The sequence below is a fragment of the uncultured Gemmiger sp. genome, from assembly GCA_944388105.1.
Classification (GTDB): domain Bacteria; phylum Bacillota; class Clostridia; order Oscillospirales; family Ruminococcaceae; genus Gemmiger.
Genome location: CALXHN010000002.1, coordinates 13,948 through 25,849 on the forward strand (window position 1 = coordinate 13,948; position 11,902 = coordinate 25,849).

Consider the following 11,902-nt stretch of genomic DNA (forward strand, 5'->3'; position numbering starts at 1 on the left):
GGACGGCAGATGAAAGTGGAGAAGATGCTTCCGGCCATCGGCGGGCTGCTGGTGGTGGGGATGCTGGCCGCGATCCTGATACCGCTGCTGTGGCTGCCGGGGGACCACTCCGCCGACCAGATCGAAAGCCAGCGGCTGATCGGTGCGACCTACATGACCATGAACAATCCCTTTTACCAGGAACTGGATGCACGGCTGCAGGCGGCGGTGGAAGCCCGGGGCGACCGCCTCCTGACCCGGGACGGGGTCATGGACCAGGACCGCCAGAACCAGGAGATCGCCGACCTGCTGGACATGGGGGTGTCGGCCATCCTTCTCAACCCGGTGGACTGGGAAAAGGTAAGCGACGGGCTGCAGATGGCGGCACAGGCCGGGGTGCCGGTCATCGTCATCGACGCCCCGGTGAAGGATGACAGCCTGGTGGCTTCCACCATCCTTTCGGACAATTACCAGGCGGGGGTGCAGTGCGCCGAGCATCTGCTCAGCGTGCGGGATTCCGCCAACATTCTGCTGCTGGAACACATTACCGCCCGCTCCGGCGCCGACCGCATCCAGGGATTCCTGGACACCATTGCCGGACACGAAGGCTTTGCGGTGGTGGGGGCCGGCTCCTCCGACGGCCAGATCGAAAACGCCATGCCGGTGATGGAGCAGCTGCTGGCCGAACATCCGGAGGCGGACGTGGTCATGGCCCTGAACGATCCCAGTGCCCTGGGCGCCCTGGCCGCCATTGAAGGCGCCGGTCTCAGCGACAGGTTCCTGGTGTACGGGGTGGACGGTTCCCCGGAGGGCAAGGTCCTGGTGGCCGACGGCCTGATGACCGCCACCAGCGCCCAGATGCTGGGCAAAATGGCTGAGACCGCCGTGGAACAGGCCTATCTGGCCCTGGACGGCGGCACGCCGGAAAAGGAGATCGTGCTGCCGGTCACCCTGCTCACCCGGGACAATGTGGCTGATTACGGAACAGGCGGGTGGCAGTGATGAAGCAGGATAAGACATTGCGCACCCTGCGCGGGTTGATGCTGGCCATCAATCTGGTGCTGGTGGTGTATTACTCCCTCATCCGCGGCCTGACCCCCCTGCGGGTAGCAGCCGGGTTTGAAGCCCGGGACTTTCTGGCGCAGGCCGGCATGGTTCCGGCCCCGCCCTGGCAGATGGCCGTGCTTTCCCTGGGGGTGTTCATCCCCCTGGCGGTGCTCATGCTGGGCAAGGACCATCTGCCTGCGGACCGTCCGGCGCTGCGCGCCTCGGTGTTTGCCGCCGAGATCCTGCTGGCGGCGGCGGAGGTCATCACCCTGGACTTCTATTACCGGGCGCTGTTCCTCATGGTGCTGGCGGACCTGGTCTCCACCGTGCAGGAACGCTATGGCCGGGTGTGCATCATTGCGGTGCTCACCCTGCTGTATGCCCTGTCGGATTATGACATCGCCTCGGCGGTCTTTCCCAGCATCCCCATGCGGCAGTACCTTTCGTACTACACCGACGGATACCACAGCTGGTTCAGCGGGGTGGAAAGCCTGCTCACCTCCCTGCATGTGCTGCTCTTTGTGGTCTTTCTGGTACTGCTTTTCCTGGGCCAGAAGGCGGAAAACACCCGGGTACAGCAGCTGAACGCCCAGTTGCAGGAAAGCTACCGTCAGCTGCAGGAATACGCCGACAAGACCGCACATATGGCCGAACTGCGGGAGCGCAACCGGCTGGCCCGGGAGATCCACGACACCCTGGGCCATACCCTGACCGGGATCATCATGACCACCGATGCCAGCCTGGTGCTCATGGATGCGGCGCCCGACCAGGCCAAACAGCAGCTGCAGCTGGCAAACCGGACCGCCCGGGAGGGGCTCAACGACGTGCGCCGCTCCATCAATGCCCTGCGGCCGGATGCCCTGGAACACAGCGACTTTGCCGAGGCGCTGGAAAATACCATCGAAAAGTTCTGCCTGACCACCTCGGCCCGGGTCACCTATGTGCAGAATGCGGGAGAACTGGATTTTGCCCCCGATGAGGAGGAGGCCATCTACCGTGTCATTCAGGAAAGCCTGACCAACGGGGTGCGCCACGGGCAGGCCCGCAACATTGAAGTGCGGCTGGACCGGGAAGGGGATCAGCTGACCATCACGGTCCGGGACGACGGCATCGGCATGCCGGCGGGCAAAAAGGAAGGCTTCGGACTGCGGCATATGCGGGAGCGGCTGGAGCTGCTGCACGGAAGTCTGCGGTATGGCAATCGTCCGGCGGAGCAGGGCGGCGGTTTTGAACTGACCGCCCGCCTGCAGCCGCGGCAGAAAGGGGAGGAAAACATATGATCCGTGTGGTGATCGCGGACGATCAGGAATTGTTCTGCCAGAGCCTGAAGATCGTCCTCAACGTCAACCCCGATATGGAAGTGGTGGACACGGTGGGGGACGGCGGCGCTGCGGTGGAAAGCGTGGCCAGACACCGCCCCGACGTGGTGCTCATGGACATCCGCATGCCGGTGATGGACGGGGTGGAAGCCACCCGCACCATCAAGGAAAAATACCCCGCCACCAAGGTCATCGTGCTCACCACCTTTGCGGATGATGAGTATGTGTTCGGGGCCCTGAAGAACGGTGCCAGCGGCTACCTGCTCAAGGGTGCCGGGATCACCGAACTGGCCGAGGCCATCCGGGTGGCCCACAGCGGCGGCGCCATGGTCAACCCCAATATCGCCAGCAAGATGATCCAGCTGTTTTCCAGCATGGCCCACGGCGAAGGGGGCATCCCCGTGGAGGACCAGCGGGCTGCCAGCCTGACCAAAGGGGAGATCCCGGTGGTGCAGTCGGTGGGGCGCGGCCTTTCCAACAAGGAGATCGCCGCCGAACTTTGCCTGTCGGAAGGCACGGTGCGCAATATCATCAGCACCGTGCTGGGCAAGCTGGGGCTGCGTGACCGCACCCAGCTGGCCATCTGGGCGGTGGAGACCGGCCTGCGGCGCCGGGACATCCCGTGAAGCGGCGCACGGCGGTCCTGCTGGGGGCCGCGGCGGTGGCGGCGGCAGTCGGGATAACAGCTGTACTCTGCCGCCCCCGGCAAGACACGGTGCTGCACCTGGGTGTCTTTTCGGGCAGCTACTGGGGCACCCCCAACGGCAGCAGCTATCAGGTGCTGGATGATGCCATCTCCCGGTTTGAGTCCAGCCACCCGGGGGTCCGGGTGGAGTATGAGAGCGGGATCCCCACCGATGAATACAGTGAGTGGCTGTCCGGCAAACTGCTGGCCGGGGAAGAGCCGGATCTCTTTTTTGTGCTGCCGGAAGACTTTGGCCTGCTGGCCGAGACCGGGGCCCTGGCCCCGCTGGACTGGCTGATCGACGGCCAGAACGGGCTGGAACGCAGCATCTACTATGACGCCTGCCTGCAGGCGGGACTGTATGAGGGCAGCCAGCTGGCCCTGCCCTATGAGAGCGCGGCCATGGTCATGTTCGTCAACCGGACGCTGCTGGAAGAATACGGCATCCCCATGCCGGAAAATGACTGGACCTGGGATGATCTGTACACCATCTGCCGGACCATCGCCACCGCCCAGCCGGACAGTACCCAGCGGGATTACGGCATCTACGGCTATACCTGGCAGAATGCGCTGTACGCCAACGGCAGCACCCTCTTTTCGGAGGATGGCAGGCAGTGTTACCTGTCCGACAGCCGGGTGACGGCAGCCATCCAGTTTGTCCAGGGGCTGAACGCCCTGGACGCCGGCTACACCGTCACCGCTCAGGACTTCGACACCGGCCATGTGGCCTTCCGCCCCTTCCTGTTCAGTGAGTATCGGGCCTACCAGCCCTATCCCTGGCGGGTCAAGAAATATTCCAGCTTTGTGTGGGACTGCCTGCGTATGCCCGCCGGCCCGGAGGGCGGCAACACCAGTGAGCTGCATACGGTGCAGGTGGGCATCAGTGCCCGCAGTTCCCACACCGAGCTTGCCTGGGAACTGCTGTGCAGCCTGTGTGCCGACGAAGTCACCCAGGGACAGCTCTTCCTGCAGTCCCAGGGCATCTCGCCCCTGCGGGACGTGACCGAGAACACCGCCCTGCTGAACCGCATTTTTGCCGAGACCCAGGGCACCAGCACCTTCAACAGCGCCGCCATCGGCGAGATCATGCGCACCGCCGCCACGGTGCCCCAGTTTGCCGCCCGGGAACAGGCCGTTGCCATGGCGGAGACCGCGGTCTCCGGGGCCTTGGCGGACAATGCCTCCCTGACCACCTCTCTGGCGGCCGCCCAGCGGGAGATCGACCTCTACCTGCAGAATACGGGCTGAACCCATCCCGAAAACTGAAGACAAACCGCACCCCGGTTTCTTTTGTGAGTACCGCAAAAGGAACCGGGGCTTTCTTTTTCTGCCCGGGAACGGTCCTGGGGTGTGCATTCTGCACAAAAAGCAAAAGCGGAATACGGTCAATCCGGCACTTTCACGGAAAAAATCGGAAAAAGCGTGACATTTGTCACGCCCAAGTCGTGACAAACTTCAGATGTGATCACGGCCCGGATTTTCTACAATAAAGACAACAAAAGAAAGCCGCCGCAAGGCAAAAAAATAAAGGAGAGATGAGTAATGCGGTATCTTTTGCTGGTGGCCCACGGCGAGTTCGCACCGGGCCTGCACACGGCGCTCAACATGCTGGAAGGGGAGCGCGACGATGTGCTGGACATTCCCTTCCACGACGGCATGACCCAGGATGACTTCAAGGCGGAGATCCGGCAGGTCATTGCCCCCGTCACCGCCGACGATGAGGTGCTGGTCCTGGCCGACCTCATGGGCGGTTCCCCCCTCACCGGCCTGATGGAGCAGCTGGATGCCAAGGTGGGTCTGGACAAAGTCCGGGCCATCGGCGGCATGAACCTGCCCATGGCCATCTCGGCCTGCGAAGCCGAGGATATGGGCCTGGACGAAGCGGTCACCGCCATCCAGGCCGAAGCCGCCGAACAGATCCGCCCCTTTGCCGCCGCGGTGGATTCCGACGCGGACGACGACATCTGAGCCCCTTACACCCGTATACAAGCAAGAAGGAGGAAATCCCGTTATGATCAGCTTCATTCGTATCGACGACCGTATGATCCATGGCCAGACCTGCACCCGCTGGGCGCTGGAATACCCCTGCACCGGTCTGGTAGCCGTCAACGACGCCGCCGCCAACAACTCCATCCTGTCCGCCGCCTACAAGAACGCCTGCGACAAGAAGACCTTCGTCTGGACCCTGGATGCCTGGCAGAAGAAGAAGGACAAGGTGGTCGCCAGCAAGGACCAGTACTTCCTCATCACCAAGAACCCGGTGGATATGGCCAAGGTCCTGCTGGACCAGCCCTTTGACCCCGGCATCCACACCATTATCGTCGGCCCCTGCAACGACCGTCCCGGGGCCATCAAGCTGGGCAACAACCAGAGTGTCACCCCGGAGGAGGCCGCTGCCTTTGAAAAGCTCATGGCCGCCGGCTACGACATCGAGTTTGCTCTCATCAAGGAAGCAGCCATTGGCAACTGGAAGAAGTTCCGCGGCCAGTTCGGCTACAAATAATCATTTCTTGAGGAGGAATTTCCATGACGATCAATGTATTTCAGGCGGCATTGCTGGGCCTGTGCGCCTGCCTGTCGTCCATGCCGGGCATGGGCGGCACGACCTTCGGTAACTATACCCTGGGCCGTCCGCTGGTAGCCGGCCTGGTCGTTGGCCTGATCCTGGGCAACGTGCCCATGGGCATTTTCCTGGGTGCTGCGGTGCAGCTGGTCTACATCGCGCTGGTCACCCCCGGCGGCACGGTCTCTGCGGACGTGCGCGCCATCTCCTACATCGGCATCCCTCTGGCCATGCTGTATGTCAGCGCTGCAGGGCTTGACCCCGCCACCTCCGCCGCCCAGGATATGGCCGTGACCCTGGCCTCCACCGTGGGCACCCTGGGCACCGTGCTGTTCTACGGCACCGCCACCGTCAACCTGGTGTGGCAGCACATCGGCTGGCGCAATGTGGAAAAGGGCAACCTGAAGAGCCTGTACCTGGTGGATATGGTCTTCCCCTGGATCTCCCACATCCTGTGCTCCTTCATCCCCACCTTCATCATCTGCTACTTCGGCTCCAACATGGTCCAGCTGATCCAGAGCTACCTGCCCATGGACGGCATCATCATGAAGACCCTGTTCACTGTCGGCTCTCTGCTGCCGGCCGTCGGTGTTGCGATCCTGCTCAAGCAGGTCGTCACCAGCCCGAAGGACTTCCTGACCTTCTTCTTTGGCTTTACCCTGTGCGGCTGCATGGGCCTGAACCTGATCGGCTGCGCCATCGTGGCCGGCTTCTTCGCCCTGATCAAGTACCAGATCAGCTGCGCTGCCCTGCGTCCGGCGGCCGTCGGCACCGCCTCCGGGGACGATGATGACGAGGAGGATATCTGACCATGAAAAAGCTTTCCAAAAAGGCATTGAACAAGTCGTTCCTGAACTGGTTCTATGGCCATCTGACCTGCTTCTCTCAGGAACATATGCAGACCTTCGGTTACATGCTGGCCATGCTGCCCATCCTGCAGGATCTGTATGAGACCAACGAAGAACAGACCGAAAAGATGCAGACCTACACCGCCTTCTTCAACACCGAACCCCAGGTCGGCTCGGTCGTCGTCGGCATCACCGCCGGCATGGAAGAAGCCCGCGCCAACGGCGAGCCGGTGGACGGCGAGACCATCAACGGCATCCGCGCCGGTCTGATGGGCCCCCTGGCCGGCATCGGCGACTCCCTGGTGGTCGGCACCGTCATCCCCATCCTGCTGGGCATCGCCCTGAGCCTGTCCGGCGGCGGTTCTCCCCTGGGCGCCATCTTCTACATCCTGGTGTGGAACATCGGCATGTTCCTCATCATGCGCCTGCTCTACTTCAAGGGCTATGAGATGGGCGGCAAGGCCGTGGAGTTCCTGGTGGGCGACAAGGCCAACGCCATCCGTGAAGCCATCGTCATGATCGGTACCATGGTCATCGGCGGCGTCACCGCCAGCTGGGTCTCCATCAGCACCGCCTTCAAGATGGTGGGCAGCAACGGCGAGACCATCGTCGACCTGCAGAGCACCCTGGATACCGTCTATCCCCACATCCTGTCCGCCCTGTTCGTGCTGCTGTGCTGGTGGCTGATGAGCAAGAAGAAGATGAGCCCCATCGTGGTCATGCTTCTGCTGGTCGTCATCGCGTTTGTCGGCGTTCTGGTCGGCTTCTTCGATCCGGGTCTGAGCTACTGATCCCGTATCCATTCTGAAACGACATCCCGTCATCTCTCAAAAAGGGGCGGCCGGTCAGGAGTCATCCGGCCGGCCGCCCCGCTTTTGTGTGGATCACACCAAGGAGGTTTTTCCCATGCTCACAACCAAACAGGCACTGGACGAAGCGCGCCGCCAGGAAAAAGCCCTGCGCACCATCAGTGGCTGGCGCACCATTCTGTTTGTGCTTACCGCCTGCTTCGTGGCACTGGCCGCCTGGGGGTTCACCGCCGGGGTGATCGCCGCGGGCATTGCGGGGGTCGTTCTGGGGCTGGCCTTCATGGTGCTGACCATGGTGGTACACCTGAGCATCGTCCGCGGCCAGAAAAATGTGGAGGCTATTCTGGCGTCCCTGGAACCGGGTTCCAAGGCGCCTTCCGAGGGGTGAGTTTTTATGCCGCATTATTCCATTGTTTTTCTGGATGTGGACGGAACCCTGCTGGACAGCAGCCATCGCGTCTCGGAACCCACCCGGGACCTGCTGCGCCGTCTGAACCGCAAAAAGGTACCGGTGGTGCTGGCCAGTGCCCGCCCGCCCAAAGGGCTGGAACCCATCTACCGGCAGCTGGGCTTTCAGGGACCGGCCATCTGCTGTGCCGGCGCGCTGGCGGTCATGCCCGACCAGCATATCCTGTATGACCGGGGCATCCCCGCCGCCACCGCCGCCCGCTTTGAGCAGGCGGTGCTGGACGGCTGGCCGCAGGTCGCCCTCAGCGCCTATCTGTACGACGCATGGCTGACCCCGGATCCCAACCACCCGGCCATCCGCAACGAGGCCTCCGTCACCGGCTGTGAGGCGCTGGCCGCTTCCCTGGGTACCGGTGCCGAACGTCTGGGCGACGTGCACAAACTGCTGTGCATCGGTCCGGAACAGGCGATCACCGACCTGCAGCGCCGCCTGGGACCCCAGTTCCCGGAACTGACGGTGCTGCGGTCCAACCCCACCTATCTGGAGGTGGTGGCTTCCGGTGTCTGCAAGGAGCATACCGCCGCTGCGGTGCTGGAGCATTACGGGCTCAGCGCCAGTCAGGCCGTGGCCTGCGGAGACGGCGAGGTGGACGCCGGTATGCTGCGTCTGGCCGGCCTGGGGGTCGCCATGGGCAATGCAGCGCCCGGTGTGCAGGCCGCCGCCGATTTCGTCACTTCCTCCAATGACCAGGACGGGGTGTATGTGGCCTTGAGCCGCCTGCATTTCTCCCGCCCGGAGGAACAGGATCGCCGGTAAAGAAAGAGCAAAGAAAAACAGCCTCCGGAAATACGGTTCCGGTGGCTGTTTTTTGTTGGTAAGCGGAAAAAGAACCGTGGCCCGATGGAAAAATTGATCTGGAAGCCGGCGGCCGCACCGGTATGGCTTGCCCAAAAAGGTTGAAAGGGTGTACTATATAACTGTACGCAGCTCCGAACAGAAAGAGCGGCCCCCGGACAAAAGGGCTTCTGTGGGGCCGGAAAAGCGGAATTTTCGGGTGCTGCGGGAGGAAAAAAGCGGGGCGGACCGCACACATTCCGGGGGAAAAAGTGTGCGGAGCCGCGAACTTTGGAACATGTGAAAATATAACGGAGGGAGACGGCATGGAATACATCACAGTGCGGCAGGCTGCAGAGCGATGGGAAATCTCGGAAAGGCTGGTGCAGAAATACTGTGCACAAGGGCGCATTGCGGGTGCCCGCAAGTTCGGCGTTTCCTGGGAGATACCGGCCGATGCGCAGAAACCGGGGGACCCCCGTCGGGAAAAGGCAGCGCAGACCGAAACGGCAGCGGCGGGGGTGGGAAATGAATCCGGCCTGATGCCGCTGATGAACACCCCCTTTGCGCCCGGGCACTGCCTGGAATTCGTGCAGTCCCTTCCGGTGGGACCGCGCCGGGATATCGCCATGGCGGAATACCATTATTTCAGCGGTCAGGCGGAGCAGGCAGTCCAGGAAACGGAACTGTACCTGATGGACCGGGACGCGGAGATCCGCCTTTCCGCCTGCCTGATTTATGCCTATGCCAACCTTTCCCTGGGCCAGATCCAGCGGGCCTCTTACACTCTGGCGGAACTCAAGCGCACCCTGTCCCAGGCATCGGAGGTATCCCCCCAGCTGCAGGCGGCCATGGCCTTTGTGGGCACCGCAGCCATGGTGCTGCTGCACCTGCCGCTGCCGGAATCCACCCCGGCGCCGGAAACCTTTCTTCCGCTTCTGCCGCCGGGGCTTCGTGCCTTTGCGATGTACGTACAGGCGCACTATCTGTACCTGCAGGGGGCGTATGCCAAGAGCCTGGGGGTGGTGGAAGCCACGCTGGCCATGCAGCCCAAGGTATGTCCCATTCCGGCCATCTATCTGCACCTGGTGGCGGTCATGGACTGCATGAGCCTGCGCAGTTCCGAACAGGCGGAAACCCACCTGCTGGCGGCCTGGGACCTGGCCCGGCCGGATAACCTGATCGAAGGGTTCGGCGAGCACCACGGCCTGCTGGGCGGCATGCTGGAAGCCGTTATCAAGAAAGACTGGCCGGAGGATTTCAAGCGCATCATCAATATCACCTATCGCTTCTCGGCGGGGTGGCGCCGCATCCACAACCCGGTCACCGGACATGATGTGGCGGACAACCTGACCACCACCGAATTCGCCGTGGCCATGCTGGCGGCCCGGGGCTGGACCAACCAGGAAATCGGGGAGCACATGAACATCTCTCCCAACACGGTCAAACACTATATTTCTCTGGTGCTGCAAAAGCTCAACGTCAGCCAGCGCCAGGATCTCAAGCAGTATATGCTGCAGTAAACAAGGCTTTTCCTGCACTTTGCAGGAAGAATTCTTCTGTATATTTCCGTGCCGCGGCGTACCCGGAACAGGGCGCCCCGCGGTATTTTTTATGCATTTTCAGTAGAAGGTCCTGCGGCGGCCAACCCGCCGTATACGGCCCGTTTTACCCCCCTGAATGGGTGATGGCAAAGATTGTCTTTTGTGATATATTGGAAAAAATAGTCGGTTTTTCGACCAGGACGGGTCCTGGCCGGAGGCGGCACAGACAGCCGTGGTATGGCTGCCGCGCAAAAGTACGGCGGACGCAGTCAGGAGGTCGGAGATGGAAAAGAGCGGAATGTTTATGGATCAATTGGAAGAATATGCAAAACAGGAAGAATGGACCGAAGCCGCAGCTCTTCTGGAATGCACCGACGTACAGCGACTGCCCTGGCCGGAACGCAAGCGCGCCGCCCAGGTCCTGGCGGACCTGCCGGAAGAACTGTATCTGCGCATGCCGCTTCTGAGTGTGCGCCGGATCCAGCTGGGGGCCGGCCGCGGTGACCGTGAAGAGGTGCGCCGCGGTTTTTCCGTTCTCACATCCCTTCGGGAGCGCAGCCGGGAGAACACCCCCGAGCGCCGGAAGCTGGACAACCTTCTCAGTGCGGCATCCCTCCTTAAACGGGGGATCGATAACGCCCAGCTGCTGCTGACCCTCTCTGTTCTGTACAACGAACTGCACGGCCAGACCCCCCAGGTGGTGCTCAGCGCCACCGCCGGACGTCCCAGCGTGCTCAGCGGCGCCAAGGACCTGTCCCAGTGGGGGCGCAACTGGCGGGCGGTCAGCAGCATCGTGCGGCCCATGCTGGGAGCGCTTCTGCCCCATGGCGGGGAAGGCGCCGCGGCGGCGGCCTGCGCCGAACTGCTGTACCTGAAAAATGACATCAACAACGCGGCCCTGCAGGTGTCGGCCGCCAAATCCTCCCCGGACCCGGAGATCCGGTTTGCCGGTCTGGCCGTGACCATCCAGCTCCATCGCCTGGACCCGGCCGCCAAACAGCCGGAAGAACTGGCGGGCCGCATGGCGGACTCCCTGCGGGAAGCCGGTGCGGACTGGCTGCTGCCCAACGCCGAGGCCCTGATCACCCGCCTGGATATCGGCCGGGGACGTCTGGACCAGGTGGAACAGTGGTTGGACCGGTATGACGGAGTGGAACTGGACCGCTGCTGTCCGGACAATGCCTATGTGGTGCACACCAAAGCCCAGGCCTATCTGGCGCTGGGACGCTTCCGGGAAGCAGCCATGCTCACCGAGGACCTTTTGCATATGATCGAAGGCGACTGCCGCCCCATTGACCGCATTGAGTATCTGCTGGACGGGGCTCTGGCCTGCGAACGGATGGGGGATGGGACCGCGGCTGCCGGCAAGGTGCGCAGTGCCCTGGACCTGGCCCAGCCTTACGGGTATGTGCGCCTGTTTGCCGACCGCGGCGCCGCCATGCTGGCCCTGCTGGACCGCTGTGCCCGGGAGGACCCTCTGCCCGAAGAGCAGCTGCCTTTCTGGCGCAAATGTGTGGAAGCCGCGCGGCAGATGTCGCTTCTGCATCCGGCGCTGTACCAGCCCGTCACCAAGGAGGCGGACCCGCCGGAGCTCACCCGCACGGAAGTGCAGGTCATGCACCTGCTGGCCCAGGGCAAGACCAACCGGGAAATATGCGATACCCTCAGCGTCAAGCTGCCCACGGCCAAGTTCCATATCCACAACCTGTGCGAAAAACTGGGAGCAGCCAACCGGACGGCGGCTGTTGCTGAGGCCAAAAAACAAGGACTTTTGTAGAAAAAAATTATAAAAATCGCCGAAACCTATACTTTTGGACAGTTAACGGGTTTCGGCGATTTTTGTAAAATAAAGCAAACAGCGGAAA

Annotated in this window: 12 protein-coding genes; all 12 read left to right on the top strand. The window is 62.4% G+C overall.

The window, feature by feature from the left end; all coding sequences use genetic code 11:
- Positions 1-9 precede the first annotated feature (9 nt).
- The 12 genes from Q0K17_RS00385 to Q0K17_RS00445 all read left to right on the top strand — a co-directional run bounded on the left by Q0K17_RS00385 (position 10) and on the right by Q0K17_RS00445 (position 11,814).
- Entirely contained in the window at positions 10-981 is a 972-nt protein-coding gene (locus tag Q0K17_RS00385; RefSeq protein ID WP_294538452.1) for a sugar ABC transporter substrate-binding protein, read from the top strand.
- Complete coding sequence (locus Q0K17_RS00390; RefSeq protein WP_294538453.1) at positions 981-2,306, top strand: sensor histidine kinase; 1,326 nt, start codon at positions 981-983, stop codon at positions 2,304-2,306. The genes Q0K17_RS00385 and Q0K17_RS00390 overlap by 1 nt, the downstream gene beginning before the upstream one ends.
- Positions 2,303-2,971, top strand: coding sequence for a response regulator transcription factor (locus Q0K17_RS00395; protein WP_294538455.1), 669 nt, complete (start codon positions 2,303-2,305; stop codon positions 2,969-2,971). Before Q0K17_RS00390 ends, Q0K17_RS00395 begins: the two co-directional genes overlap by 4 nt.
- Positions 2,968-4,278: an extracellular solute-binding protein gene (locus Q0K17_RS00400; protein ID WP_294538457.1), complete on the top strand. Its 1,311-nt coding sequence runs from the start codon at positions 2,968-2,970 to the stop codon at positions 4,276-4,278. The genes Q0K17_RS00395 and Q0K17_RS00400 overlap by 4 nt, the downstream gene beginning before the upstream one ends.
- A 294-nt stretch (positions 4,279-4,572) precedes the next feature.
- Positions 4,573-4,998: a PTS sugar transporter subunit IIA gene (locus Q0K17_RS00405; protein WP_294538459.1), complete on the top strand. Its 426-nt coding sequence runs from the start codon at positions 4,573-4,575 to the stop codon at positions 4,996-4,998.
- Between the two features lie 43 nt (positions 4,999-5,041).
- Positions 5,042-5,533, top strand: a complete 492-nt coding sequence (locus Q0K17_RS00410) for a PTS sugar transporter subunit IIB (RefSeq protein ID WP_204648031.1) — start codon at positions 5,042-5,044, stop codon at positions 5,531-5,533.
- A 23-nt stretch (positions 5,534-5,556) separates the two neighbouring features.
- Positions 5,557-6,402 carry a PTS sugar transporter subunit IIC gene (locus Q0K17_RS00415; RefSeq protein WP_294538462.1) on the top strand — a complete coding sequence of 282 codons (846 nt, stop codon included), beginning with the start codon at positions 5,557-5,559 and terminating at the stop codon, positions 6,400-6,402.
- Between the two features lie 2 nt (positions 6,403-6,404).
- A complete protein-coding gene (locus Q0K17_RS00420; RefSeq protein ID WP_366776578.1) occupies positions 6,405-7,232 on the top strand; it encodes a PTS system mannose/fructose/sorbose family transporter subunit IID in 828 nt (275 codons plus the stop codon).
- A 115-nt stretch (positions 7,233-7,347) separates the two neighbouring features.
- On the top strand, positions 7,348-7,638 hold the full coding sequence (locus tag Q0K17_RS00425) for a hypothetical protein (protein WP_294538464.1): 291 nt from the start codon (positions 7,348-7,350) through the stop codon (positions 7,636-7,638).
- A gap of 6 nt (positions 7,639-7,644) precedes the next feature.
- Positions 7,645-8,475 carry a Cof-type HAD-IIB family hydrolase gene (locus Q0K17_RS00430; protein ID WP_294538466.1) on the top strand — a complete coding sequence of 277 codons (831 nt, stop codon included), beginning with the start codon at positions 7,645-7,647 and terminating at the stop codon, positions 8,473-8,475.
- A gap of 344 nt (positions 8,476-8,819) precedes the next feature.
- Positions 8,820-10,016 carry a LuxR C-terminal-related transcriptional regulator gene (locus Q0K17_RS11250; protein WP_366776581.1) on the top strand — a complete coding sequence of 399 codons (1,197 nt, stop codon included), beginning with the start codon at positions 8,820-8,822 and terminating at the stop codon, positions 10,014-10,016.
- Positions 10,017-10,341: 325 nt separating this feature from the next.
- Complete coding sequence (locus Q0K17_RS00445; RefSeq protein ID WP_294538468.1) at positions 10,342-11,814, top strand: LuxR family transcriptional regulator; 1,473 nt, start codon at positions 10,342-10,344, stop codon at positions 11,812-11,814.
- The last annotated feature ends 88 nt before the right edge of the window (positions 11,815-11,902 follow it).